The organism is Streptomyces sp. O3, assembly GCF_054788135.1.
In genome coordinates, this window is sequence record NZ_JBTVYK010000017.1 from 24,660 (window position 1) to 49,071 (window position 24,412).

Here is a 24,412-nt window from a genome sequence, read left to right on the forward strand (position 1 = left end):
AACACCATGAGCGGTTCCACGCACACGTCCACCATCGGCGCGATCGGCGCACCGAGCCGACGCAACACCGAGCTCGCGCTCCTGGTGTTCGCCGTACTCATCCCGATCTTCGCCTACGCCAACGTGGGCCTCGCCATCAACGACGAGGTCCCCACCGGCATGCTCGGCTACGGCGCGGGGCTCGGCCTGCTGGCGGGGGTCGGCCACCTGGTGGTCCGCAGATTCGCCCCGTACGCCGATCCGCTGCTGCTGCCGCTGGCGACCCTGCTCAACGGTCTCGGCCTGGTGCTGATCTGGCGGCTCGACCAGTCCCAGCGGCTGATCCAGCGCGCCGAGACCCTGTTCGGCAAGTTCACCCCGGACGCCCCCAAACAGCTGATGTACTCGGCCGTCGGCATCGCCCTGTTCACCGCGATCCTGCTGCTGCTGAAGGACCACCGCATCCTCCAGCGCTACACCTACATCTCCATGGTGGTCGCGCTGGTGCTGCTGATCCTGCCGATATTCTTCCCGGCGGTGAACGGCGCCAGGATCTGGATCAGCCTGGGCCCGTTCTCCATCCAGCCCGGCGAGTTCGTGAAGATCATCATCGCGATCTTCTTCTCCGGGTATCTGATGGTCAAGCGCGACGCCCTCGCCCTCGCCAGCCGCCGCTTCATGGGCCTGTACCTGCCGCGCGGCCGCGACCTCGGGCCGATCGTGACGATCTGGCTGGTCAGCCTGCTGATCCTGGTCTTCGAGACCGACCTCGGCACCTCGCTGCTGTTCTTCGGCATGTTCGTCGTCATGCTGTACGTCGCCACCGAGCGCACCAGCTGGATCGTCATCGGCCTGCTGATGTCCGCCGCCGGCGCGGTGGGCGTCGCCAGCTTCGCGTCCCACGTACAGGACCGCGTCCAGGCCTGGCTGCACCCCTTCGCCGACGAGACGCTGGCCAAGAGCGACCAGGTCGCCCAGTCGCTGATGTCCTTCGGCTCCGGCGGCGTGCTCGGCACCGGCTGGGGCCAGGGCAACTCCGACCTCATCGGCTTCGCCGCCAACTCCGACTTCATCTTCGCCACCGTCGGCGAGGAGCTGGGTCTCGCCGGAGTCATGGCGTTCCTGCTGCTCTACGCGCTGATCATCGAGCGGGGCGTGCGCACGGCGCTGGCCGCCCGCGACCCGTTCGGCAAGCTGTTCGCGATCGGCCTCTCCGGGGCCTTCGCCATCCAGGTCTTCGTGGTGGCGGGCGGCGTCATGGGCCTCATCCCGCTGACCGGCATGACCATGCCGTTCCTCGCGGCGGGCGGCTCGTCCGTGATCGCCAACTGGGCGCTGATCGGCATCCTGATCCGGATCAGCGACACCGCGCGCCGCCCCGCCCCTTCCCCCGCCCCGTCCCCGGACGCCGAGATGACCCAGGTGGTACGGCCATGAACAAGCCCCTGCGCCGCATCGCCGTCTTCTGCGGCATCCTGATACTCGCCCTGCTGGTCCGCAGCAACTGGATCCAGTACGTCGACGCCGACGAGCTGAGCACGCACCAGCTGAACAAGCGCGTGGAGATCGAGCGCTACAGCATCAAGCGCGGCGACATCATCGTCGGCGACCAGGCCATCACCGGCTCGAAGGAGACCAGCGACACCTTCTACAAGTACAAGCGCACCTGGAAGAACGGCCCCATGTGGGCCCCCGTCACCGGGTACGCGTCCCAGGTCTTCGGCTCCAGCCAGCTGGAGAACCTCGAGGACGGCATCCTCACCGGCACCGACGACCGCCTCTTCTTCAGCAACACCATCGACATGATCACCGGTGGCAAGAAGGAGGAGGGCGGCAACGTCGTCACCACCCTCAACGGCGCGGCCCAGGAAGCCGCGTTCCGGGGCCTCGGCGACAAGAAGGGCGCGGTCGCCGCCATCGACCCCGAGACCGGCGCGATCCTCGCCCTCGCCTCCACCCCGTCGTACGACCCGTCCGAGTTCGCGGGACGCACCAACAAGGACGGCGACGCCTGGAACCGGCTGACCAAGGACCCCGACAAGCCGATGCTCAACCGCGCGCTGCGCGAGACCTACGCACCCGGCTCGACGTTCAAGCTGGTCACCGCCGCGGCCGCGCTGGAGCACGGTCTGTACGACGACGTGGACGCCAAGACGGACACCCCCGAGCCCTGGGAGATGCCGGGCACCACGACCAAGCTGCCCAACCACGGCGTCAGCAGCTGCGAGGACGCCTCCCTGCGCGAGGCCATGCGGGTGTCCTGCAACACCGTCTTCGGCAAGATCGGCTCGGATCTCGGCAAGGACAAGATGCTGGAGACCGCGAAGAAGTTCGGCTTCAACGAGGAGCAGTTCACCCCGGTACGCGCCGTGGCGTCGGAGTTCCCCACCGATATCAACCCCTCGCAGACCGCGATGTCCTCGATCGGCCAGTACAACACCCGCGCCACCCCGCTCCAGATGGCCATGGTCACCGCCGCGATCGCCAACGACGGCACGCTGATGCAGCCGTACATGGTCAGCGAGCTGAAGGCCCCCAACCTGGACACGGTCAAGAAGACCTCGCCGAAGAGCCTGAGCGAGCCGCTCTCCAAGCCGAACGCCCAGAAGCTCCAGCAGACCCTGGAGACCACCGTCAACGAGGGCACCGGCACCAACGCCAAGATCAAGGGCGTGACGGTCGGCGGCAAGACCGGCACCGCGGAGACCGGCGAGAACAACGAGGGCACGCCGTTCGCCTGGTTCGTCTCGTACGCCAAGACCGACACCGGCGCCCCGGTCGCGGTCGCCGTGGTCATCGAGGACAGCGACGCCACCGACGTCACGGGCGGCGGCCTCGCCGCCCCGATCGCCAAGGACGTGATGAAGGCGGTCATCGACAGCAAGAGCTAGCGGGAACTAGCGAGAACTAGCGAGAACTGAGGCACGGCCCGACGCGGACGGCTGCCCGCAGGCAGCCCCGAGTGACGTCGGTCACGGTGGTACCGGTCCTGTATCAGGTATCAGTTGCGGCCGGATCACGGCGGATCAGGCCGGTACGGTATGCCGAAGCAGCACACCGCCGGACCTCACATGGGTGCGGTCGGGACCGACGGAGAGGGCTGGTAGGTAGCTATGGAAGAGCCGCGTCGCCTCGGCGGCCGGTACGAGCTGGGTCAGGTGCTCGGCCGCGGTGGCATGGCGGAGGTCTACCTCGCCCATGACACCCGCCTCGGCCGCACCGTCGCCGTGAAGACGCTCCGGGTCGACCTGGCCCGCGACGAGTCGTTCCAGGCCCGGTTCCGCCGTGAGGCCCAGTCCGCCGCCTCGCTCAACCATCCGGCGATCGTCGCGGTCTACGACACCGGCGAGGACATGGTGTACGACGCCGCCTCCGGCGCGGGCGGCGGCATCTCGATCCCGTACATCGTGATGGAGTACGTGGACGGGTCCACGCTGCGCGAGCTGCTGCACTCCGGGCGGAAGCTGCTCCCCGAGCGCGCGATGGAGATGACCATCGGCATTCTCCAGGCGCTGGAGTACTCGCACCGGGCCGGGATCGTCCACCGCGACATCAAGCCCGCGAACGTCATGCTGACCCGCACCGGCCAGGTCAAGGTGATGGACTTCGGCATCGCCCGCGCCATGGGCGACTCCGGCATGACCATGACCCAGACCTCGGCCGTCATCGGCACCGCCCAGTACCTCTCGCCCGAGCAGGCCAAGGGCGAGCAGGTCGACGCCCGGTCCGACCTGTACTCCACGGGCTGTCTGCTGTACGAACTCCTGACCGTGCGCCCGCCGTTCGTCGGCGACTCGCCGGTCGCGGTCGCCTACCAGCATGTCCGCGAAGAGGCCCAGCCGCCGAGTGTCTTCGACCCCGAGATCACCCCCTCGATGGACGCCATCGTCCTGAAGGCCCTGGTCAAAGACCCGGACTACCGCTACCAGTCGGCGGACGAGATGCGCGCCGACATCGAGGCGAGCCTGGACGGCCAGCCGGTGGCGGCGGCCGCGGCGATGGGCGCGGCCGCCGCGTACGGCGGCGGCCAGTACCCCGACGAGCAGCAGACGGCGATGCTGCCCCAGCAGCACGCCGCCCAGCAGACCTCGATGCTGCCCCCGGCCAACCCGGACGACGGCGGCTACGGCTACGACGAGCAGCCGCGCCGCCGCCAGCAGAAGTCGGGCGGCGGCGGTTCCACGGCGCTGCTGATCGCGGCGGCCGTGCTGGTGCTGGCCGGTGCGATCGCCATCGGTATGTGGGTGTTCGGCGACAAGAAGGCCGACGACGGGCTGGTCGCGGTGCCGAACTTCATCGGCGAGGAGTACGCGGCTGCCGAACGCCAGGCCGAGAACGGCGGAGTGAAGCTCCAGCGCACGGACAAGCCCTGCGAGAACCAGGCCGAGGGCAAGATCTGCAGCCAGAACCCCGAGAACGGCGAGGTCGAGAAGGACAGCGTCGTCCAGGTGGTGGTCTCCACCGGGGCGCCGAAGGTCGCGGTGCCGAGCGTCATCGGAGACACCGAGGACGACGCCAGGGCCAAGCTTGAGGGCAAGGACTACGAGTTCACGGTCACGATCGAGAAGAAGGAGAGCTCGGTCACCCCCGGCGAAGTCCTTGAGCAGGATCCGAAGTCCGGCACCGAGCTGGAGAAGGGCTCCGAGATCACCCTGACCGTGGCCATGGCGAAGCAGGTGGTCACCGTCCCCAACCTGCTGGGCATGACCCCGCAGCAGGCCAAGGAGGCCCTGGAAGCCAAGGGCCTGGTCCTGGGCACCCAGACCCAGGAGGAGTCGGAGGCGCAGCCCGAGGGCAAGATCTTCGAGCAGCAGTTCCCCGGCGGCAACGACGTCGACCCCGACACGACGGTCAATGTCAAGATCGCCAAGGCACCGGAGCAGAACAACGACGGCGACCAGGACGGCGACGACGGCGGGGACGACAACGAGCCCGGCGACGGGAAGTTCGACATGCCCCAGCTCACCGGCGTCCCCCTCGGCCAGGCGAAGCAGATCCTCGCGCAGAGGCAGCTCCAGCTCGCCCGCATCGACGGCCCGCAGGACGACAACGCCCGCGTCGTGCTGAGCAACCCGCGCGCGGGCAAGAAGGTGCAGCCGGGCCAGCGGGTCATCCTCCGGACGACCGGCGGCCAGCAGCAGCCGGACGGCCAGGAGCAGAGCGGCCTCTTCGGCGGCATAGGAGGCTGAGCCTCAAGGCCGGGCTCGGCTGGGCTGGGTTGGGCTGGGCTGGGCTACTGAGCCCCCTGGGACTCCTGGGGGCTCAGCCCAGCTCGGCCGGTGGGGTCCGGTCGCTGTCGACCTTCTCGACGCGCTCCAGTTCGCCCCACACGATGTAGCGGTGCTTGGAGGTGTAGATCGGGGTGCAGGTGGTGAGCGTGATGTACCGCCCGGCCTGCTTCTTGCCCGAGCCCTCGGGGATGGGCTTCAGCACGTTCACGTTGTACTTGCTGGTGGACGGCAGCTTGGCGAAGACCTTGTAGACGTACCACTTGTCCTTGGACTCGAAGACGATCGAGTCGCCGTCCTTGAGCTTGTGGATGTTGTGGAACTTCGCGCCGTGCCCGTCGCGGTGCGCGGCCAGCGTGAAGTTGCCCTTGTCGTCCTGCGGCAGCGCGGACTTGACCGGCTCGGTGTAGTACCCGGCGGTGCCGTCGTTGAGGTCCTCGGTGCCGGTGCCCTTCTTGACGAGGATGTTCCGCTCGCCCATCGCCGGGACGTGCAGAAAGCCGAGGCCGCCCTTGGTGTCCAGCTCACCGGGACCCGACTCCTCCCAGGTCTCGCGCACCTCGTCGCCCTGCTTCTTCGCCTCGCGGTCAGCCAGGACGTTGGTCCACCACAGCGAGTAGACGACGAAGAGGCCGAGTACCAGGCCCGCGGTGATCAGCAGCTCGCCGAAGACGCTGACGGCCGTGAGGAGTGCGTCGCGGCGTGAGCGCCGTCTCGGTGCGGGCGTCAGGCCGTCGTCGGCCCGCTCCTCCTGCTCGGTGCTCGCTGCCATCGCTTCTCGCCCCGCTTCTCGTGCCGCTGTCCGGTCGCGCTCAGCGTACGAGCGCCTTCGGCTTGCCCTCGTCACGGGGCCGCTCCTCGACCATCTTGCCCCAGACGATCATCCGGTACGTACTGGTGAACTCGGGGGTGCAGGTGGTCATGGTGAGGTAGCGGCCCGGCTCGGTGAAGCCGGACTGCTTGGGCACCGGGGCGATGACGTCGATATTGCTCGGGCTCGTCTGCGGAAGGATGCTCGCCATCTCGTAGACGTAGTACGTGTCTCGAGTCTCCACGACGATCGGATCGCCCGGCTTGAGCCGATTGATGTAACGGAACGGCTCGCCGTGGGTGTTGCGGTGTCCGGCGACCGCGAAGTTGCCCTGCTCGTCCTCGGGCATCGCGGTCTTGAGGCCGTCCTCGGCGTAGTGCCCGACCATGCCGCGGTCCAGGACGCCCTTCTTGCTGATGCCCTCGGCCACCGGGACGACGACGTCCAGCTTGGGGATGTGCAGTATCGCGAAGCCCTGGCCGGGCTCGAAGGCGTCCGGCTTGCCCGCGCCGTCCGCCCAGCTCTGCTGGATGCGGTCGCGCTCCTTGCCCGCCTCGATGTCGGCGGCGATGTTGGTCCACCACAGCTGGTACGTGACGAACAGCAGCATCAGCGCGCCGAAGGTGATGCACAGTTCCCCCAGCACGCGGCTGGCGACCACGGCGGGACCCGGCCGCCTGGCCCGCTCAGCCCGGCGGGCCTCCAGCCGCGAGCCGGGGGCGCGCCGCACAGGCTCCGGCGCGGGCTCCGGGACCGGCTCCGGGATCGGCTCCGGGGCGGGCTCCTCCGGTACGGGCTCCGGCAGCGGCTCGTAGTACGGCTGCGGGGGCTCGTCGTACCGCGCCTCGTACCGCGCCTCGTACGGCTGCTGCTCGTACGGCTGTGGCTGCTGGTACCGCTCGTCCCCGTACCACTGCTGCTGGTAGGCCTGCGGGGCGTACCACTCCTCCGGAGCCGGATCCTGGGTCGGCTGCTGGCCGGGAAGCGGGTCGCTCAGCGGATCGGCCAGCTGTTCGACGGCCGCCTCGAAAGTGCCCGGTTCCCCGTACGCGCCGTGCGAGTACGGGAACTCGGGATCGCTTCCGGGGCGGGCGGGCGTCACATCGAGGCCCTGCCGACCACCGGGGCCAGCCCGGAAGAGCGCGCCACCGCGCCCGTGTCGCCGCACTCGGCCAGCCAGTTGGCGAGCATCAGGTGGCCGTGCTCGGTGAGCACCGACTCCGGGTGGAACTGGACGCCCTCGACCGGCAGCTCACGGTGGCGCAGCCCCATGATGATGCCGTCGTCGGTACGGGCGGTGACCCGCAGTTCGGCGGGCACCGTGCCCGGCTCGGCGGCGAGCGAGTGGTACCGGGTCGCCGTGAAGGGCGAGGGGAGCCCCGCGAAGACGCCGACGCCGTCGTGCGTCACGGGGGAGGTCTTGCCGTGCAGCAGCTCGGGCGCGCGGTCCACCACACCGCCGTACGCCACCGCCATCGACTGCATGCCGAGGCAGACCCCGAAGACCGGGACCCCGGTGGCCGCGCAGTGCCTGACCATCTCGACGCAGACCCCGGCCTGCTCGGGCGTGCCGGGTCCGGGCGACAGCAGCACGCCGTCGAAGCCGTCCTGGGCGTGCGCGGTGGAGACCTCGTCGTTGCGGACGACCTCGCACTCGGCGCCCAGCTGGTACAGGTACTGGACCAGGTTGAAGACGAAGCTGTCGTAGTTGTCGACGACGAGGATGCGCGCGCTCACTGGTCCACCGTCACGTCGTTGAAGGGAAGCAGCGGCTCCGCCCACGGGAAGACGTACTGGAAGAGCGCGTAGACCACGCCGAGGATGAGCAGCAGCGAGATGGCCGCCTTGATCGCCGCGTTGCCCGGCAGCTTCCGCCAGATCCAGCCGTACATACTGTCCGTAGCCCCTTTCCTCTGCCCGTTCCTCGGCCCGTCTGCTTCCTCGGTCCGCTGTCCGCCTGTGCGGTCACCAGAGTACGGGGCGGGGGGTGGTCCCGTGGCCGGTGTCCGAGGGTCAGCCGCGCAGCGCCTTCGGCCTGCCCCGCTCGACGGGCTGGGTCGCGTCGAGGTGGGCCCAGACGATCAGCCGGTGGCTGCTGCCCCACTCCGGCTCGCAGGTCGTCAGCGTGAGGTAGCGGCCCGGCCCGGTGAAGCCCGACTTCTCGGGCACCGGGTCGACCACCGCGACATCGGTCGGGACGGTCTTGTAGGGCTTGTTCGCGACGCGGTACGTGAACCAGGTGGTGCCGTCGGTGAGGACGACGGCGTCGTCGGGGCGCAGCTTCGGGAAGTCCTTGAAGGGGTCGCCGTAGGTGCGGCGGTGGCCCGCGACGGAGAAGTTGCCCCGCTCGCCGAGCGGGGCGGTCTCGGCGTAGTGGCCCAGGCCCTTTCTCAGGGTTCCGGTCTTGGTGCCCTCCAGGACCGGTTTGCTCCAGTCGTCGCCGAAGCGGGGGATGTACATGACGGCGAAGGGCTCGCCGTCCCGGTAGGCGGGCGGCGGGGGCGGCTCGGGCACGGGCCGGTCGTCGGTGGCTGTGGCGTCGCCGGGGGGCGTGGCGACGCTGCCCTGGGACCAGCGGTCCTGGAGCTGGTCGAGCTGGCCGTCCATCGCGCTGTCGGCCCGTACCCCGGTCCAGTACACGACGTAGACGACGAACAGCACGATCACGGCGCCGACGGTGACGCACAGCTCGCTGAGGGTCCTGACGACCGCTCGCACCGACACCGGCCAGCCACCCCCGCCCTGACGCCCTGCCTACTCCACAGGCTTCGCGTGCTGGAGATCTACTGTGCCCGAGTAGCCGGGCAGAGTCATCGCCTTGTGGTCGTCGACTTCCCAGCCGAGCCCGTAGGCGTTGACGTACACCATGTAGTTCTGGATCGCGGGCGACGCGGCGAGTGCCTTCTTGAGCTTGCCGGGGTCGCCGACCGCGGTGACCTTGTACGGCGGTGAGTAGACGCGGCCCTGGAGGATCAGGGTGTTGCCGACGCAGCGGACGGCGCTGGTGGAGATCAGCCGCTGGTCCATGACCCGGATGCCCTCGGCCCCGCCCACCCACAGGGCGTTCACCACGGCCTGAAGATCCTGCTGGTGGATGACCAGGTCGTTGGGCTGTGGCTCGGGGTAGCCGGGGAGCCTGGCGGTGGCGTCCGGCGGGGCGTCCGTGAGGGTCACGGTGACGGCCTGGCCCTTGAGCGACTGGGTGCCCGCGGCCTTCTCCAGCGCCTTGAGCCTGGCCTTCTCGGCCTCGGTGCTGCCCTTCTGGCCCGCGGTGAGCGCATCGACCCGGTCCCGCAGGGCGCCGTTGGACTGCTCCAGGTCGCCGTTCCTGTCGCTGCGCTCCTGGATCAGATCGGACAGCCGCAGCATCGACGCGTCCGTCCGGATGTTCGTACCCTTGGCAGTGTTGAAGCTGGTGGCGAAGATGAGCCCCGCGAGCGCGAAGACGGCGGCGGTGAGCACCCGCACCGGGCGTCCGCCGAACCGGCGGGCAGGCCTGGTGTCCGGGTCGGGGGAGTCGGCGGGATTGCTCAACGTACCCTTACTCCTTACGGTGCCGCGAAAGTACTACGCTAACGGACGCTCGGGGGAGCACGGATCCCCCGTCGCGCCTGACCGGCGCCAGCCGACACACCGTTCCCGACACCGTTCCCGCGCGGCCATGCAGCGCATCGACAGGAGAGCCCCCTCGTGCCGAAGTCACGTATCCGCAAGAAGAAGGACGCCTACACCCCGCCGCCGTCCAAGCAGGCGGCCGCCGTGAAGCTGACCAACCGCAGCTGGGTGGCGCCGGTGATGCTGGCGCTCTTCCTGGTCGGGCTGGCCTGGATCGTCGTCTTCTACGTCACGGACACCAGTCTGCCCGTCGAGGCCCTGGGCAACTGGAACATCGTGGTCGGCTTCGGCTTCATCGCGGCGGGGTTCGGCGTCTCCACGCAGTGGAAGTAGCCGTCCACAGAGTGTCCACAGGAGCCGCGTGGACCCGTGTGGATAACTTACTACGATCTGTGGATAACTCCTCGCCGGTTGACACCGGTATGACGGATCGCGCGCGCACCGGACACTCGTTCGCCCCTTGCCCTTCCTGGGTAAACCCAGGTCAGCGGCAAGGGGCGAAGTCGTTCCCCACACCGTGCACAGGCTCGGGGACAGGCTGTGGACAACTGCCTCTCGGCCCGTGGACAAGCATCTCGCCAGGTGGGCCGATCAGGTGAGCTGATCAGGTGAGCTGGGCGGTCCGCAGCACCACGGTCAGCACCGCCGCCAGCAGGACCGCCGCGCATGTGCCGACCTGGACCAGGGTGCGGCGCTCGCGCGGTGCGTGCACCATCCCGTAGGCGAGGGCGACGCCCGCCACCAGGCCCCCGACGTGTGCCTCCCAGGCGATGTTGGCGATGGTGAAGGTGAAGACCAGGTTGATCGCGAGGAGCGCGAGCACCGGGCGCATGTCGTAGTTGAGGCGGCGCATCAGCACGGCGGTCGCGCCGAACAGGCCGTAGACCGCGCCGGACGCGCCGAGCGAGGGCTGGTTGGCGGCGGCCAGCAGATAGGTCAGACCGCTGCCCGCGAGGCCGGAGATCAGATACAGCGCGAGGTAGCGGGCCCGGCCGAGCGCCGCCTCCAGCGGGCCGCCGATCCACCACAACGCCAGCATGTTGAAGCCGATGTGCCAGATCTGCTCGTGCGCGAACATCGAGGTCACCAGGCGGTACCACTGACCGTCGGCGACGCCGACCACCGCCCCTACCTCGGGATCCCAGGCGAGACCGATCAGCTCGACGTCGTTGAGCAGCGTCGCGACCGAGTGGATCGCGACGAACATCGCCACATTGATCCCGAGCAGGATCTTCGTGACCAGCCGCGGGTCGGCGGCGACCGTGCCGCCCGCGAGCGTGCGCGGCCGGTTGGCCGTCGGCGCGTGCCCGGTGCCCGACCCCTCGCGCACACAGACAGGGCACTGGAAGCCGACGGACGCGTCCACCATGCACTCCGGGCAGATCGGCCGCTCGCAGCGCGTGCAGCGGACGCCCGTCTCGCGCTCCGGATGCCGGTAGCAGCCGGGCAGCCCGCTCCGCGCACCCTGTGGACTCCCTGGCGCCTGCTCCATCACGGTCCCCTCGACGTCTCCGGTCGGCGGCGGCTCAACACGAACGCCGCCCCGTCCATCCTTACGGATGAGCGGGGCGGATTGGTTCCCCTGGGGAAACCCGTACGCGCTCAGCTCTCGCGGGTCTCGACCACGACCGACTCGATGACGATGTCATTGACCGGGCGGTCGGTGCGCGGATTGGTCTGGGCGCCGCCGATGGCGTCCACGACCTTCTTGCTCGCGTCGCCCGTGACCTCGCCGAAGATGGTGTGCTTGCGGTTCAGCCAGCCGGTCGGGGCCAGCGTGATGAAGAACTGGGAGCCGTTGGTGCCCGGTCCCGCGTTGGCCATCGCCAGCAGGTACGGCTTGTCGAAGGCCAGCTCCGGGTGGAACTCGTCCGCGAACTCGTAGCCGGGGCCGCCCGTGCCGTTGCCCAGCGGGTCGCCGCCCTGGATCATGAAGCCGCCGATCACCCGGTGGAAGACCGTGCCGTCGTAGAGCTTGTCCGTGGACCGCTTCCCGGTCGCCGGGTGGGTCCACTCGCGCTCGCCCTTGGCGAGCTCCACGAAGTTCCTGACCGTCTTGGGCGCGTGGTACGGCAGAAGCCGTACCTCGATGTCGCCCTGGCTGGTCTTCAGGGTGGCGTAGAGCTGCTCAGCCACGATGTGCCTTCCGTCGTCTTCCCTGGCGCCTGCTCCGGCGCCTGCTCCGGCTTCCCGCATCCTCGCACGGATCGGGGCGTACGGAGGAGAAGGCCCCATCGCCGCCGAAGAGACGCGTACCGAGCGGTTCCGTGGCATTGTCGTCCACAAGCTCCCCGTACGGCACCGACGAGGAAGGTGATCCCGTGACCCGCAAGGACAGCGCGCGCGCCGCGACCAGTACGGCGAAGGACAGCGTGCGCCACGCTGCGGAGGCAGTGGTGCCCTATGCCGAGACCGCCAGGGACCGCGCGGCGCTCTACGCACACGAGGCACGCGCACGGCTCGCTCCCAAGGTGAGCGACGCCGCGCACCAGGCCGCCGAGCAGGCGCGCGTCCAGTACGACGCGCATCTCGCCCACCGTGTGGAGCAGGCGCGTGCTCATGTGCCGCCCAAGGTGGACCAGGCCGCCTGCCGGACCCGCGACGCGGCCCGCAGCGCCGCCGCGGCGGCCCGGCCGCGGGTCGAGCACGCGGTGGCCGCCGCCCAGCCCGCCGCCAGCGCGGCGGCGGCGCGGGGCACCGCCGCGCTCGCCGCGCTGCGCGGCGAGGTCTCGGCCAAGGAGATCCAGCGACTCGTACGCCGTCACGAACGCCGGGCCAGGGCCGGACGGGCAGCCAAGCGGCTGGCCGTCGTCGGAGTGCTGGGCGCCGCCGCGTTCGCCGCCTGGCGGTGGTGGGACCGGCAGGCCAACCCGGACTGGCTGGTCGAGCCGCCCGCGCCCACGGAGATGACCGAGGCCTCCGAAGGCGCCCGGCTGTCCTCGGTCGACGGCAGCGGCCAGTCCACGCTCGACCCCGAGGTGCGGGCCAAGCAGGCCGAGGCGGAGGCCGCGGAACGGGACGAGCGCGACCAGTAGCGCCGGTAGGGCCAATAGGGCCATTAGGGGCCGCCGACAGAGGTAATCTGACCGGTTTGCCGCATGCGTACCTGTCACAGCCGTTACCTGCCGCTTGGGAGGCCGTTGAACAGCCGAGCGGCCGCGAGAACGCAGCCGCACCTGCCAAGCAAAAGGAGAACGTGATGTCACGCATCGCGAAGGCAGCCGCTGTCACTCTCGGCACGGGTGCTGTGGTGCTCGGCGGCGCCGGCCTGGCCGCGGCCGACGCCGGTGCCTCGGGCGAGGCCATGCACTCGCCCGGTGTTCTGTCGGGCAACCTGCTGCAGGTTCCGATCCACATCCCGGTCAACGTGTGCGGGAACACCGTGAACGGCATCGCGGGCCTCAACCCGGCCTTCGGCAACACCTGCCTGAACGTCAGCGACGGCATGGACAACGGGAACGGCGACGACGGCGGGAACGGCGACGACGGCGGCTACGGGAACGGCGGCGACCACAACAGCGGCAACGGGAACGACGGCGACCACAACAGCGGCGACGGAAACGGCGGCGACCACAACAGCGGCGACGGCCACAACGGCGACGGCGGCGACAAGGGTTACGGCGCCTGAGCACCTCGAAAAGCCCCCCAGCGTGCCACGCTGGGGGGCTTTGTCACGCGTCGTACCGGTACACCGACCGGTGTTCGAGCAGATCGACCGGTCGTACGTCCCACGGCGGCATCGACTCGCGCGCCGCGACGATCCGCCCGTGCTGCGGAAGGCCGAGCGGAGGGTGCCGGGTCGGCAGGTACGGCTCGGCGGCGCCGTGCCGCTCGCTCCAGCGCGACCAGCACAGGTCGACGAACGCGTGGTTCAGCCAGAACACCGGGTCGTTGACCGACGCGGCGCCGAGCATATGGCCGCCCACCCAGCGGTGCACCCGGTTGTGGTTGCGGAACCGGGCGTTGCCCGAGCCGGACGTCCAGCCTTCGAGCTTGTTGCGGAAGCCGGTACGGCTCAGCGAGTTCCACGGGTCGGCGTCATAGCGCGGGTCGTCCATCGCCCAGGCCAGCTCGGCGGGCGTCGGCAGGTCCAGGGGGTCGTGCGGGCGGCCGAAGTCGCGGGTGAGGAACTCTGCCTCGGACACCGACTCGGTGATGGTCCAGCCCCCGTTCCGGTAGGCGAAGGGCCCGGTCGTCACCTGCCGGTCGGAGCGGCGGCCGTTGCCGCCCAGGAAGTCGGGCGCCCACAGGGACCCGGTGGGCGACTGGTCCGCCGTCCAGTCCCAGTACGGCACCGACACCCCCGGATCCACGCGTTGCAGCGCCCGCTCGAACTCCAGCAGGAACCGGCGGTGCCAGGGCAGGAAGGAGGGCGTCATATGGGCCACGCGCAGCCCGCCGTCGCCGTCGCTCACATAGAACTCGATGTGCATCCGCACGAAGTCGTCGTATTCGCCCCTGCGCTTGATCGCGAGCACGGCGTCCACGAACCGCTTCTTCTGCGCGGCGCTGAGCGTCCTCTGGTTCTGCCGTATGTACGCCACGTCCGCTCGCGCTCCTTCGTCTCTCTCAGCTGGTGTGCAGCCGCAGCGGCTGACCGCGAAGCTCGTCGACGGCCGCGCGGGTGGCCGCCAGCGGTGTCGGGTACGCCGCGTAGTGGTCGACGGCGCTCATATACGTGTCGTCGGCGCGCCGCATCAGGTGCAGCGGGCGGCCGTCGACGGTGACCTGCCAGGAGCCCGGTGTGGCCGCCGTACGGCCGGTGCTCGGGGCGCCGCGGATGCGTCGGCCCTGATAGACCTCGTCGAAGCCCTCGTCTTCCGGGCCCGCCAGTACGCGCGCCTCGGGGCCGGTGCCGGTGCCGGATGACCGCGACGAGCGGTGCACGGCTGTCACGGTGACCGCGACAGCGGCGGGTACGACGCCGAGCGCGACGAGCAGCGCGCTGCGGCGGGTGACGTAAGTCGCGGGTGCCGCAGGAGCCTCGGGAGCCTCGGGAGTCGCGGAACGTTCGCGCCGGTCGGTAGTCAGTGCGGTGGTCTCCTCACGGTCTCGGCTGGTCTGCCGTCCCGCCCCCGACGCCTTGGTGACGGAGGCCGGACGCGGAGGTGCGTCCGGCCCCGAGGTTCGCCAGGGCCCGAGGGGCGCCGCCCGGCAGGCCCCAGGCCTGTCCGGCCCTAGCTGACGCCCAGTTCGGCGCCCGGCTGGGACTGGAGCGCCGGGGTCTCCAGGGCCGCCTGCGGCATGACCAGATCCGGCAGTCCGAAGCGGTTCCGCAGCGGGCCCGTGAGCGGCGGGTTCACCGAGGCCCCCGGAGTGCGGGCCGCGACGTCGGAGCCGTCCGTGACCAGACCGAGGTGGTCCACGGTCTCGGACGGCACCAGCTGCGGCAGCGGGGCCACCGCCTCGGTCGCGGGCAGCTCACTGCTGATCGGCAGCTGCGGCAGCACCTGGTCCGGCAGCAGCTGCCCCTCCACATACCGCGGGCCCTCAGGGGCGCCGGGGATCGGGAGCGGCACCCCGGTGCTGAGCTTCGGGGCCTCCATGTGCAGGGCGTGCTCCACTCCGGACAGCGGAACGGATACGGGGACCTGCTCCGCCGCGACGGCGGAGCCGGCTCCGGCGGCCGCGGCGACGGAGCTCACCAGTGCGGCGATCGCCCCTTTGGCTTTCATGTTCATCTCGGGCACGGACCCTTTCGGCGTTGCGTGTTGTGGCCGTACCTGGGCTAACGACCCGGATCGCGACATCAGTGCAGAATTCCCCCGACCGCACTAATACGGACGGCTCTGCTGACGGCTCTGCTGACGGCTCGGCTGACGGTCGCTCAGCCGCGCAGTTCCCGTACCGGGAGGCGGCAGTGGGCCGCGGCGATGAGGGTCTCCTCGTCGCCCGCGAACCGCGCGAGCTGTTCCTCGGTCACCGGCTGACCGGGCGTCGCGTCGGGCCAGGGGCGCGTGGTGAACACGAAGTAGGCGTAACCGCGGTCCTCGACCGCGCGGAGCCACTCCGGCGGCACCACGCACTGGGCGTTCAGATACGGCATGGTGATGACGGCCTGCCCCGCCTGGACCAGTAGCGACACGGGGAAGCTGGGCTGGTCCGCGCCGTCCTGGACATCGCCGCCGACCGGCAGTCCGGTCTGGCTCAGCAGTGCGTGGACCGCTCGGGCGGAGGCTTCGGGGCCTCCCGGACCGTCGCCCAGGGAGTAGGCGAGGAGGAAGGGCATGTCCTTCTCCTCTTCGGGATGTTCGCCGCTCCAGGAAATGACGGCGAGAGTTCCCAGGTCTGCGGGCTGAAATGCGGTGTCGGTGCTCGGCGTTGAAGTCACGTCGGCAGCCTAGCCACGCGGCGCGGCCCGCCCGCGAAAATGTCACCCGGTTGGCTCAAACGCCGAAGGCTGGTTCAGCGGAACGAGTTCCACCAGACCAGCCTTCTTTACCCGGCGACCGAAGCCCGGAAATCGCGCACCCGTCTCAGTCGTTGACGCAGGTGTTCCCGAAGGTCGGGTTGAGGGCCGCGATGCCGTTGACGGTGTTGCCGCACACGTTGATCGGGATGTGGACCGGGATCTGGCCGACGTTGCCGGAGCCGACGCCCGGCGAGTGCACGGCCGCGCCCTGCGCGCCCGCGTCGGCGAACGCGGTACCGGCGGCGGCGCCCGCGGCGAGCCCGGCGCCCATGACGACCACGGCGGCCTTCTTGACAGAATTCATTTCCAAACCTTCCTTACAGGATTCCCGTACGGATTTCCGTACCTTATGGGGCCGGGCCGTGCACTGAGCACAGAAACACGCCCGGACGTTTGAGGTGAGGTGATTACTTGGAGAGCGGCAGGCCGCCGAGGAGGGCGGTGGGGGAGTTCGGGCCGCCGACGTCCAGGTCGCCCGTCGCGTCCGTGACGGTGTTCACCAGGGAATTCGCGTCCTGCGGGTCGAGGGCGTCGGTGTGCACCAGCTGGGCCTGTTCGAGGGCTGCCGGGCTGGCGAGGGTCTCCAGCGCACCGTTGAGGCTCGTCGGCGTGAGGTCCGCGGCAAAGGCGGGGGCGGCGGCACCGGAAATGGCCAGGGAGCCTGCGACGACGGCAGCGGCCTTCAGAGCCTTCATCGTTTTCCTTTCTTCGGCGACAATGCGTCACCCATGAGAATCGCCATTCGGGACATTTCACATGCCCGCTGTCTCGCTTCCTCCTGCTCAACGAGCGTCATCGGCTACGGAAACCCTGAGGCGCGGAATTTCTCGCCGCGCCCGCGTGTCAGGCGGCGGACTTTCATATAAAAGCCCGCCGCGCCGGCCCGAAGGCCGACGCGGCGGGCGGGCGCCGAGGCGCTACGGGAGGCCGGGAACGGGCAGCTCGGGGGCGTCCACCGGGAGTTCGGGGGTGTCCACCGGCAGCTCCGGCGTCTCGGGCAGCTCGGGGGCGTCCACCGGGAGCTCCGGCAGGTCGGGCAGGCCCGGCAGGTCCGGGGCGGGCAGTACGCCGCCGAGCAGCGTGGCCACGACGAAGTTGACCAGGCCGGTCAGCACGACGGGCACCTGCGTGGCGACCTCGGCGACATCACCGGACGTCACCGACTCGACCAGGGCCTCGACCGCGGCCAGGAGCGCGTCCAGCGCCTCGTCCTGGAGGTCGACCGGGGCCATGTTCCTCGCGGCGTTCTTCGCGTCGCCGGGCAGCGTGGTGTCCGGCACGTCAGGCGCCTCGGGGACCTCAGGGGCCTCAGGGGCCTCAGGCGTCTCGGGTACCTCAAGCGTCTCGGGTACCTCAGGCGCCTCGGGGACCTCTGGCACCTCCGGGACCTGGCCCTTGACCGCATCGATGGCTTGCTTGACCGCTTCGGCGAGCTGCTCCGCGTCCGCCTCGGGCAGCTGCCCGTCGTCGGCCTTGAGCGCCTGGCCCAGCAGGTCGGTGACCGGCTTGAGGACGTCGCCCACGCCCCCGAGGGTTTCGGTCTGTTCGAGCAGGCGATCCGCTCCGGGAACCGGGGCGCCTTGCGTCTCCGTGCGGCGAGAGCGATCGACGCTGTCCTCGGCCGCGATCGCTGGCGCGGCCGCACCGAGGAAGAGTGTCGCGCACAGCGCCGAAGTCGCTAGGCGCCGTACGGGTAGGACGGGCATGGTGTCTCCTTTTCGGTGTTTTGTCCGATCTTGAGATCACCGTGCGAGTGATGACTTCACCATGCAACCGGGTGACGGCCATCCGGGGCAGACAGGGCCCGCAAACGGGAGCAGCCGCCCCTGGAGAGGGCGGCTGCGGAAGGGGCGGAGTGCGTCGGATCAGTCGTTGACGCAGGTGTTGCCGAACGCCGGGTTCAGCAGCCCGATGACGTTCACGGTGTTGCCGCAGACGTTGACCGGGACGTGGACGGGCACCTGGATGACGTTGCCCGAGAGCACGCCGGGCGAGTGGGCGGCGGTGCCCTGCGCGCCAGCGTCGGCGGCGGCGACGCCGGTGGACCCGGCCAGAGCGGCGGCGGCCACGGCGGAGAAGGCGATGGCCTTCACGGTACGCGACATGAATTTACTCCTCGGAGGATGGATGTTCTCGGCCAAGGCTTAACCCTGACTTTTGGAGCAACGGTCTAGCTGGCGAGGAGTTGCGCACCCGTTCGGGTGACAGACATCCCGGATGACCGAAGGTCACACCTTTCCACTAATCCGACACACGTCTCGATCCAGGACCAGATGATCTCGTGTGGCTATTCTTGCTTTCTCCTCGCTCAGGCGATACAGGGCGAGAGAAGAACGGTTAATAAATACGACTTTCTTATTTTCCTTCGACACCCCAGAAGGGGACATGGGTCATGGCGCAATCCCTGGGCCGTTCCGCGCGCGTGCTGCACGTGACACAACCTGTCGAAGGCGGCGTGGCCCAGGTCGTCACCGACCTCGCGCGCGCCCAGGTCGCCGCCGGTATGGAGGTCTCCGTGGCCTGCCCGCCCGGCGGGCCGCTGGCCGACGCGCTGACCGGCGTCGGGTGCGCCGTACTCCCCTGGCGGGCGTCCCGCTCCCCCGGTCCCGGCCTGGTACGCGAGGTGCGCCGCCTGGCGACCGTGGTCGCCGCCGCCCGTCCGGACGTCCTGCACGCGCACAGCGCCAAGGCGGGTCTGGCGGCCCGGCTCGCGGTGCGCGGCCGGGTGCCCACCGTCTTCCAGCCGCACGCCTGGTCCTTCGAGGCCGTCGGCGGCGGCACCGCTCGGCTGGCGCTGCGCTGGGAACGCTTCGCCGCGCGCTGGACCGCGCGAGTCGTCTGCGTCAGCGCAGCGGAGCGCGAGACCGGGCGGCGGAGCGGCGTCCAGGCGCCCTGGACCGTCGTCCCCAACGGCATCGACCTGGAGCGCTTCCGCCCGCCGGGCCCGGACCGCCCCGCTTCCGACGCGGAACCGGCGTACGACGCGGAACCGGCGTCCGGCACTGGGCCAGCGTTCGGCGCGGGACCGCTGGTGGTGTGCGTGGGCCGCCTCTGCCGCCAGAAGGGGCAGGACGTGCTGCTCGCCGCCTGGCCCGAGGTGCTGCGCGCACGCCCCGACGCCCGGCTGGCCCTGGTCGGGGACGGGCCCGACGCGGCGCGGCTGCGCGCGGACGCCCCCGCGTCCGTACGGTTCGTCGGCGCCGTGGACGAGACCGTCGACTGGTACCACGCGGCCGACCTCGTCGTCCTGCCCTCCCGCTGGGAGGGCATGGCGCTCGCCCCGCTGGAGGCGATGGCCTGCGGGCGGCCGGTGCTCGTGTCGGACGTGGACGGCGCGCGCGAGAGCCTGCCGCCCGACCTCGCACCGCACTGCCTGGTGCCGCCGAGTGACCCCGACGCGCTGGCGCACGCCCTCATCCGCCTGCTGCGTGACCCCGGCCACCGCGACGCGTTGGGTGAACGGGCACGCCGCCACGCCCGTGCCCGGCACGACATCCGGCGCACCACCGCCGCGGTGACCGACGTGTACCTCGAACTCCTGGGCGTGGAGCCCACCAGACGCAGGGAGTCGATCACCACGTGAGCCCGGAACGTACGGCCCCGTCCCCCACCCGACTGCCGCGGGGCGCGTCACTCGTCTCGGTGATCTCGCCCCGTACGGCGGCGGGCGGCGCCCACCGCGTCGGCGGCCGCCGCCCGGCCCCGCCGCACGCCTCGCGTACGCCCCTGCTCCTGGTGGACGGCGCGGCCGCGCTGGGCGGCGCGCTGGCGCTGACGCCGTCGCAGCGCCCCCCGTCGCTGCTCGCCGCCCTCGTCGTCACGCTCGCCGTGCTGAACGGGCGGGCGGGCCTCTACGGCGGCGGCGAGCCGCGCCAGCTCCTCGACGACTGCCCGGCCGTCGCCGCCCGGATCGCCGTCGTCTGGTGCGGCCTCGCGGCCCTGCTGGGAGCCCTGCCGCGGCTGACGCCGCTGTCCGCCGCCGCGCTGGCCACGGGCGGCGCGCTGCACTGCGCGCTGGCGCTCGCCGGGCGCGGTCTCGTGTACCGGCGACGGCGGGCCGCCGCCGTACGGCACCCGGTCACGGCCCTGCTGATCGGCCCGCGGACGACGGCGGCCCGCGTGGCCGCCGCGCTCCAGCGGCACCGGGCCAGCGGCGTACGCCTGGTCGGCATCGTCGGAACGTCCATCGTCGGAACGTCGGCGAACACGGTCAGCGACCCGCACGCCGACGGGCCGGTGCCGCCGCTGCTGACCACGGTGGACGAACTCCGCCGCGCGGTCATCCAGAACGGCGTGGGGCGCGCCCTCCTGATGGGCGACCCCAGCGCGCCCGAGCACCGCGCCTGGCTGCGCGCGCTGGGCGAACTCGGCTGCGAGGTCTGGCAGATCGACGCCCGCCCGTCGCCGTACGTGCCGCGCACCGACCGGGGCGCGCCCCGGTATCTGGCGGGCTTCCGCTGCCGCCCGGTGGACGTCGCGCCGCGCCGCCGCCACCCCGGCAAGCGCGCGCTCGACCTGGCGGTGTCCGGCGCGCTGCTGGTGCTGACCAGCCCGGTGCTGCTGGTGTGCGCGCTCTGGCTGCGGCTGAGCGAGGGGCCCGGCGTGGTCTTCCGCCAGGAGCGCATCGGCAAGGACGGGCGGCCCTTCACGCTGCTGAAGTTCCGTACCCACCGCCCGGCCGACCCGATGGAGTCGGCGACCCGCTGGAGCGTCGCCGACGAGGGCCAGATGGCGTGGTTCTGCCGCTTCCTGCGGCGTAGCTCGCTCGACGAGCTGCTCCAGCTGTGGAACGTGTTCCGCGGCGATATGAGCCTGGTCGGCCCGCGCCCGGAACGCCCGTACTTCGTCGCGAAGTTCAGCGAGAGCTACCCCGGCTACGCGGACCGGCACCGGATGCCTACCGGCATCACCGGCCTCGCCCAGATCCACGGGCTGCGCGGGGACACCTCCATCGAGGACCGCTGCCGCTTCGACAACGCGTACATCGACAGCTGGTCGCTGGGGCGTGACGTCGGCATCCTGCTGCGTACGGTCGCCGCGCTGATCCGCCCGACGGGGAGCTGACCCAGGTGAGCGCGCCCGCAGCGCCCGCGCCCGCGGCCACCGCTCCCAGGGCGGCGACCGCCGCCCCTGGGGCCGGGGCCGCTCCGCGCCGGGCCGCCCGCGCGGTCGCACTGTCGCGCGTGCCGCGCGACGCGGGCCCGGTGCTGCCGCTCCTGCTGCTGATCGGCTCGCTCGGCCTGCCCGTCGCGCCCGGTACGGCGGAAGGCGGCGGCGCGACACCGGCGGACGCGGTCTCGGGGCTCGCGGTGGTCTGGTGCGTGCTGCGCGCGGTCCGGCGCGCCGAGCGGCCGCTGACCCGTACCGGCGCCGTCGTGCTCGGGCTGCCGGTCGTCGGCGTCGCCGTGGCGGCGCTCGGCGCGAGCACGACGCCGGACGCGGTGACCGGCCTGGTGCGCTACTGCCAGGTCTTCGTCCTCGTCCCGGTCGCGGTGGTGCTGCTCGTCCGCGACCGGCGGGACTTCCGCCTGGTGGCCTGGGCCCTCGTCGGCCTCGCGCTGTGGCAGGGGGCGATCGGCGTCCACCAGTACCTGACCGGGACCGGCGCCTCGTACGCGGGCGCGGACATCCGCGCCGTCGGCACCTTCGGCCCGTCGGACGTGATGGGCATGGCGACGGTGGTGGCGTACGGGGTCGTCTGCGCGACGGCGCTGACGCTCGGCGGCGACCGCGGCCGGGCGCGCGTGCTGGCGATGGTCTGCGCGCTGGTCCTCACGGTGCCGCTGGCGCTGTCCTTCAGCCGGGGCGCGTGGATCGCGACCGCGCTCGCCTGCGGCGTTCAGGTGCTGCTCGCGGGGCCGCGCCGGGCGGTCGCGCTGTTCGCGGCGGCCGCCGCCGCGGGGGTGGTCCTGGTGGGCGGCCTCGGGGTCGGCACCGCGCTGCTCCAGGAGAGGCTGAGCAGCATCACGCAGGTCACCGACGCACCGGACCAGTCCGTCACCGACCGGTACACGATGTGGGCCGCGGCGGTCGGCATGTGGCAGGAGCGGCCGGTGACCGGCGTGGGGCTGAAGGACTTCCCCGCCCACCGCGACAGCCACGCCTCGCTCGCGCTCTCGTCGGGCAGCGACACCGCCGGCGCGGGCGCCGGGTTCCGCCGCCAGCCGCTGCTCTCCCCGCACAACATGTACCTGCTCGTACTGAGCGAACAGGGCCTGCTCGGCCTGTGCGCCATGGCGGGCGCCTGGGCCGCCCTGCTGACGCTCGGCCTGCGCCGCCTGGCCAGAGCCCGCCGGAGGCCCGGCACGGCACCCGGCACGGCACCCGGCACAGCATCCGGCACGGGGCCCGGTGCCGGGCGGGGGGTCGAGTGCGGGCTCGTGGGCTGTGGGTTGCTGGTCTGGCAGCTGATCGACTTCGCATACGCCGACATCGGCGGACCCTCGACCGTGCTGACCGGCCTCGTCTTCGGCCTGGCCGCCTGGTGGGCCCTCGCGCCGACGCACCCGAAAGAGGCGCCCAGGCCATGAGACCGCTCACCCCCGCCGTCGGCGGCTCCAAAGCACTGCGGATGCCCGCGGTGCCGCCGCAGCCCTATCGTGCCGCCACCCCCGCGCCGCCGATCGCGAGCCCGGCGGCGGGACCGGAGCCGCCGCGCCCGACGAACCGGTTCCTGGCCAGGGCCGCGCTGCTCACCGCCGCGCTCGCGGCGGCCGGGGCGCTGCTCGGGCTCGGCCGCGACCAGGCGCTCGCGCATCTCTTCGGCGCGGGCAGCGACACCGACGCGTTCCTGGTCGCCTGGACCGTGCCCGAGGTGGCCTCCACGCTGCTGATCGAGGACGGCCTGGCGTTCGTCCTGGTCCCCGCGTTCAGCGCCGCGCTCGCCCGTCGCGCCGCCTCCACCGCCACCACCGCCACCACCACCGCCACTCCCCCCGATCCGGTGCGGGCCCTGGTCGCGACCTCGCTGCCACGGCTGACGCTGGCCTGCGTCGCCGCCGCCCTGCTGCTCATGCTGGGAGCGCCCGGACTCGTGGCGGTGCTCGCACCGGGGCTGCCCGATCCGGGGCTCGCCGTCGACTGCACCCGGCTGACCGCCACCTGCGTACTGACCTTCGGACTCACCGGGTACTGCGGCGCCGCGCTGCGCGCCCACAGCAGCTATCTGCCGCCCGCGGCCATCTACGTCGCGTACAACGTCGGCATCATCACCACCATGCTGGTCTTCGCCGACCGCTGGGGCGTGCGGTCGGCCGCGGTCGGCGTGGCGGTGGGCGGCTGCCTGATGGTGGCCGTCCAGGCGCCCTCGCTGCGGCGCAGACTGGTCGCCGCGCCACGCGGCGTCCCACCCGGCGGAGACCAGCGCGCCGGCCAACGCGACCGCGACCAGGACCGCGACCGGGACCGCGACCGCGACCGGGAACACGCGATGGCCCTGCCGCTGATCGCCGCCGTGCTGCTGTTCGCGCTGTGCCGCCAGTCGCAGGTGCTCATCGAACGATTCCTGGCCTCCTCCCTGCCCGCGGGCGCGATCTCGCACCTCAACTACGCGCAGAAGGTGGCGCAGCTGCCGATGGTGCTGTCGCTGATGCTGGCCACGGTCACCTTCCCGGTCGTCGCCCAGGCCATGGCGCGCGGCGACCTGGACCGGGCCAGGGACCGGGTCGAACGGGACCTCGCCGCGGCCGCCTGCATCGTCCTGCTCGGCGCGGCGGCCGTCATCGCCTGCGCGCCGCAGATCATCCAGCTGCTGTTCCAGCGCGGCGCGTTCACCGCCCAGGACACCGCCGCGACGGCCGCCGTGATGCGGGTCTACGCGCTGGGCCTGCTCGGCCACTGCCTGGTGGGCGTGCTGGTCCGCTCGTACTTCTCGGCCGGGCGCGCGACCTGGTACCCGGTGCTCACGATGGCGGCCGGGATGGCCGCCACCGCGGGCGTCGGGGCGTACGCGGTCGGCCCCTGGGGAGTGCGCGGCATCGCCGCCGCGAACGCCCTGGGCATCACGCTCACCGCCGTACTGCTGCTGGCCGCGATGGGCACCCGCGGCATCCCCGTACGCCTCCCCAAGGTGCTGCTCGAACTGGCCAAACCGCTGCTCGCCGCGGTCTGCGCGACCGGCGCCGGGCTGGTGTGCGCCGCGCGCGCGCAGCAGCCGCTGGCCGCCGCGGCCGTGGGCCTCACGGCGGTCGGCGCGGTCTTCGTCCTTCTGCTGTGGGTCCTGAAAGCACAGGCACTTCTTCCTGCCGTCCGAACCGCGACCAGAAAGCTGCGCCATGCCCGTTGAATCCGTCTCCCGCGCCGTCCCGCCCCCCGATACCCGCACCGGTACAAAGCTCCCGCGCCACACCGGGATCAGCCGCCGGGCGC

At 71.4% G+C, this 24,412-nt stretch carries 25 protein-coding genes and 1 pseudogene; 10 read left to right on the top strand and 16 right to left on the bottom strand.

What is annotated here, in order from left to right:
- The first annotated feature begins 6 nt into the window (after positions 1-6).
- The 3 genes from ACX6XY_RS11030 to pknB all read left to right on the top strand — a co-directional run bounded on the left by ACX6XY_RS11030 (position 7) and on the right by pknB (position 5,168).
- Positions 7-1,416, top strand: coding sequence for an FtsW/RodA/SpoVE family cell cycle protein (locus ACX6XY_RS11030; RefSeq protein ID WP_460328736.1), 1,410 nt, complete (start codon positions 7-9; stop codon positions 1,414-1,416).
- Positions 1,413-2,870 (top strand): peptidoglycan D,D-transpeptidase FtsI family protein, encoded by a 1,458-nt coding sequence (locus tag ACX6XY_RS11035; protein WP_460328738.1) that lies wholly within the window; start codon positions 1,413-1,415, stop codon positions 2,868-2,870. Before ACX6XY_RS11030 ends, ACX6XY_RS11035 begins: the two co-directional genes overlap by 4 nt.
- 222 nt (positions 2,871-3,092) lie before the next feature.
- On the top strand, positions 3,093-5,168 hold the full coding sequence (gene pknB, locus ACX6XY_RS11040; protein WP_460328740.1) for a Stk1 family PASTA domain-containing Ser/Thr kinase: 2,076 nt from the start codon (positions 3,093-3,095) through the stop codon (positions 5,166-5,168).
- A gap of 73 nt (positions 5,169-5,241) precedes the next feature.
- Here the strand turns inward: pknB and ACX6XY_RS11045 are convergent, their stop codons facing one another.
- From ACX6XY_RS11045 to ACX6XY_RS11070, 6 genes are all read right to left on the bottom strand, one after another.
- Positions 5,242-5,979 carry a class E sortase gene (locus tag ACX6XY_RS11045; protein WP_460328742.1) on the bottom strand — a complete coding sequence of 246 codons (738 nt, stop codon included), beginning with the start codon at positions 5,977-5,979 and terminating at the stop codon, positions 5,242-5,244.
- 40 nt (positions 5,980-6,019) lie between these two features.
- Complete coding sequence (locus tag ACX6XY_RS11050; protein ID WP_460328744.1) at positions 6,020-7,120, bottom strand: class E sortase; 1,101 nt, start codon at positions 7,118-7,120, stop codon at positions 6,020-6,022.
- Complete coding sequence (locus ACX6XY_RS11055) at positions 7,117-7,755, bottom strand: aminodeoxychorismate/anthranilate synthase component II (RefSeq protein ID WP_460328746.1); 639 nt, start codon at positions 7,753-7,755, stop codon at positions 7,117-7,119. The genes ACX6XY_RS11050 and ACX6XY_RS11055 overlap by 4 nt, the downstream gene beginning before the upstream one ends.
- The gene (locus tag ACX6XY_RS11060) at positions 7,752-7,910 is read right to left on the bottom strand and encodes a hypothetical protein (RefSeq protein ID WP_156727735.1); all 159 of its coding nucleotides are present in this window, start codon (positions 7,908-7,910) and stop codon (positions 7,752-7,754) included. The genes ACX6XY_RS11055 and ACX6XY_RS11060 overlap by 4 nt, the downstream gene beginning before the upstream one ends.
- 121 nt (positions 7,911-8,031) lie before the next feature.
- Positions 8,032-8,736, bottom strand: a complete 705-nt coding sequence (locus tag ACX6XY_RS11065; RefSeq protein WP_460328867.1) for a class E sortase — start codon at positions 8,734-8,736, stop codon at positions 8,032-8,034.
- Positions 8,737-8,772: 36 nt separating this feature from the next.
- A complete protein-coding gene (locus ACX6XY_RS11070; RefSeq protein ID WP_460328748.1) occupies positions 8,773-9,552 on the bottom strand; it encodes a DUF881 domain-containing protein in 780 nt (259 codons plus the stop codon).
- Positions 9,553-9,708: 156 nt separating this feature from the next.
- Here ACX6XY_RS11070 and crgA point away from each other — a divergent pair, with 156 nt between their 5' ends.
- Positions 9,709-9,966 carry a cell division protein CrgA gene (gene crgA, locus ACX6XY_RS11075; protein WP_460328750.1) on the top strand — a complete coding sequence of 86 codons (258 nt, stop codon included), beginning with the start codon at positions 9,709-9,711 and terminating at the stop codon, positions 9,964-9,966.
- Between the two features lie 271 nt (positions 9,967-10,237).
- Here the strand turns inward: crgA and ACX6XY_RS11080 are convergent, their stop codons facing one another.
- Both ACX6XY_RS11080 and ACX6XY_RS11085 read right to left on the bottom strand, forming a co-directional pair.
- Complete coding sequence (locus tag ACX6XY_RS11080) at positions 10,238-11,125, bottom strand: rhomboid family intramembrane serine protease (protein WP_460328752.1); 888 nt, start codon at positions 11,123-11,125, stop codon at positions 10,238-10,240.
- A gap of 110 nt (positions 11,126-11,235) precedes the next feature.
- A complete protein-coding gene (locus tag ACX6XY_RS11085; protein WP_460328754.1) occupies positions 11,236-11,769 on the bottom strand; it encodes a peptidylprolyl isomerase in 534 nt (177 codons plus the stop codon).
- Positions 11,770-11,954: 185 nt separating this feature from the next.
- Between ACX6XY_RS11085 and ACX6XY_RS11090 the strand changes: the two genes are divergently transcribed.
- Complete coding sequence (locus tag ACX6XY_RS11090; protein WP_460328756.1) at positions 11,955-12,668, top strand: DUF5324 family protein; 714 nt, start codon at positions 11,955-11,957, stop codon at positions 12,666-12,668.
- A gap of 164 nt (positions 12,669-12,832) precedes the next feature.
- Positions 12,833-13,138, top strand: a pseudogene (locus tag ACX6XY_RS11095) (chaplin); the annotation flags it as partial.
- A 166-nt stretch (positions 13,139-13,304) separates the two neighbouring features.
- Here the strand turns inward: ACX6XY_RS11095 and ACX6XY_RS11100 are convergent.
- The 8 genes from ACX6XY_RS11100 to ACX6XY_RS11135 form a co-directional block, all read right to left on the bottom strand.
- Entirely contained in the window at positions 13,305-14,177 is an 873-nt protein-coding gene (locus tag ACX6XY_RS11100) for a tyrosinase family protein (RefSeq protein WP_460328758.1), read from the bottom strand.
- Positions 14,178-14,202: 25 nt separating this feature from the next.
- The gene (locus ACX6XY_RS11105) at positions 14,203-14,664 is read right to left on the bottom strand and encodes a tyrosinase family oxidase copper chaperone (RefSeq protein ID WP_460328869.1); all 462 of its coding nucleotides are present in this window, start codon (positions 14,662-14,664) and stop codon (positions 14,203-14,205) included.
- Positions 14,665-14,810: 146 nt separating this feature from the next.
- A complete protein-coding gene (locus ACX6XY_RS11110; RefSeq protein WP_460328760.1) occupies positions 14,811-15,314 on the bottom strand; it encodes a hypothetical protein in 504 nt (167 codons plus the stop codon).
- Positions 15,315-15,460: 146 nt separating this feature from the next.
- Positions 15,461-15,964 carry a DUF5949 family protein gene (locus ACX6XY_RS11115; RefSeq protein ID WP_460328762.1) on the bottom strand — a complete coding sequence of 168 codons (504 nt, stop codon included), beginning with the start codon at positions 15,962-15,964 and terminating at the stop codon, positions 15,461-15,463.
- 145 nt (positions 15,965-16,109) lie between these two features.
- Positions 16,110-16,349 (bottom strand): chaplin, encoded by a 240-nt coding sequence (locus ACX6XY_RS11120; RefSeq protein WP_460328764.1) that lies wholly within the window; start codon positions 16,347-16,349, stop codon positions 16,110-16,112.
- Positions 16,350-16,452: 103 nt separating this feature from the next.
- Positions 16,453-16,740 carry a hypothetical protein gene (locus ACX6XY_RS11125; protein ID WP_460328766.1) on the bottom strand — a complete coding sequence of 96 codons (288 nt, stop codon included), beginning with the start codon at positions 16,738-16,740 and terminating at the stop codon, positions 16,453-16,455.
- A gap of 222 nt (positions 16,741-16,962) precedes the next feature.
- Positions 16,963-17,751: a hypothetical protein gene (locus tag ACX6XY_RS11130; RefSeq protein WP_460328768.1), complete on the bottom strand. Its 789-nt coding sequence runs from the start codon at positions 17,749-17,751 to the stop codon at positions 16,963-16,965.
- 159 nt (positions 17,752-17,910) lie between these two features.
- On the bottom strand, positions 17,911-18,150 hold the full coding sequence (locus ACX6XY_RS11135; RefSeq protein WP_460328771.1) for a chaplin: 240 nt from the start codon (positions 18,148-18,150) through the stop codon (positions 17,911-17,913).
- 287 nt (positions 18,151-18,437) lie between these two features.
- Here ACX6XY_RS11135 and ACX6XY_RS11140 point away from each other — a divergent pair, with 287 nt between their 5' ends.
- The 4 genes from ACX6XY_RS11140 to murJ are packed head-to-tail and all read left to right on the top strand — an operon-like array spanning position 18,438 to position 24,329.
- A complete protein-coding gene (locus tag ACX6XY_RS11140; RefSeq protein WP_460328773.1) occupies positions 18,438-19,628 on the top strand; it encodes a glycosyltransferase in 1,191 nt (396 codons plus the stop codon).
- A complete protein-coding gene (locus ACX6XY_RS11145; RefSeq protein ID WP_460328775.1) occupies positions 19,625-21,109 on the top strand; it encodes a sugar transferase in 1,485 nt (494 codons plus the stop codon). The genes ACX6XY_RS11140 and ACX6XY_RS11145 overlap by 4 nt, the downstream gene beginning before the upstream one ends.
- A 5-nt stretch (positions 21,110-21,114) precedes the next feature.
- A complete protein-coding gene (locus ACX6XY_RS11150; protein WP_460328776.1) occupies positions 21,115-22,575 on the top strand; it encodes an O-antigen ligase family protein in 1,461 nt (486 codons plus the stop codon).
- Complete coding sequence (gene murJ / locus ACX6XY_RS11155; RefSeq protein ID WP_460328778.1) at positions 22,572-24,329, top strand: murein biosynthesis integral membrane protein MurJ; 1,758 nt, start codon at positions 22,572-22,574, stop codon at positions 24,327-24,329. The genes ACX6XY_RS11150 and murJ overlap by 4 nt, the downstream gene beginning before the upstream one ends.
- Positions 24,330-24,412: the final 83 nt, after the last annotated feature.

Bases quoted from the DNA above. Each gene is read 5' to 3' on its own strand.
- ACX6XY_RS11120 (WP_460328764.1), bottom strand. From the start codon at position 16,349: ATGAATTCTGTCAAGAAGGCCGCCGTGGTCGTCATGGGCGCCGGGCTC.
- ACX6XY_RS11125 (WP_460328766.1), bottom strand. From the start codon at position 16,740: ATGAAGGCTCTGAAGGCCGCTGCCGTCGTCGCAGGCTCCCTGGCCATT.
- pknB (WP_460328740.1), top strand. From the start codon at position 3,093: ATGGAAGAGCCGCGTCGCCTCGGCGGCCGGTACGAGCTGGGTCAGGTG.
- ACX6XY_RS11140 (WP_460328773.1), top strand. From the start codon at position 18,438: ATGGCGCAATCCCTGGGCCGTTCCGCGCGCGTGCTGCACGTGACACAA.
- ACX6XY_RS11135 (WP_460328771.1), bottom strand. From the start codon at position 18,150: ATGTCGCGTACCGTGAAGGCCATCGCCTTCTCCGCCGTGGCCGCCGCC.
- ACX6XY_RS11060 (WP_156727735.1), bottom strand. From the start codon at position 7,910: ATGTACGGCTGGATCTGGCGGAAGCTGCCGGGCAACGCGGCGATCAAG.
- ACX6XY_RS11110 (WP_460328760.1), bottom strand. From the start codon at position 15,314: ATGAACATGAAAGCCAAAGGGGCGATCGCCGCACTGGTGAGCTCCGTC.
- murJ (WP_460328778.1), top strand. From the start codon at position 22,572: ATGAGACCGCTCACCCCCGCCGTCGGCGGCTCCAAAGCACTGCGGATG.
- ACX6XY_RS11030 (WP_460328736.1), top strand. From the start codon at position 7: ATGAGCGGTTCCACGCACACGTCCACCATCGGCGCGATCGGCGCACCG.
- ACX6XY_RS11130 (WP_460328768.1), bottom strand. From the start codon at position 17,751: ATGCCCGTCCTACCCGTACGGCGCCTAGCGACTTCGGCGCTGTGCGCG.
- ACX6XY_RS11035 (WP_460328738.1), top strand. From the start codon at position 1,413: ATGAACAAGCCCCTGCGCCGCATCGCCGTCTTCTGCGGCATCCTGATA.
- ACX6XY_RS11045 (WP_460328742.1), bottom strand. From the start codon at position 5,979: ATGGCAGCGAGCACCGAGCAGGAGGAGCGGGCCGACGACGGCCTGACG.
- ACX6XY_RS11080 (WP_460328752.1), bottom strand. From the start codon at position 11,125: ATGGAGCAGGCGCCAGGGAGTCCACAGGGTGCGCGGAGCGGGCTGCCC.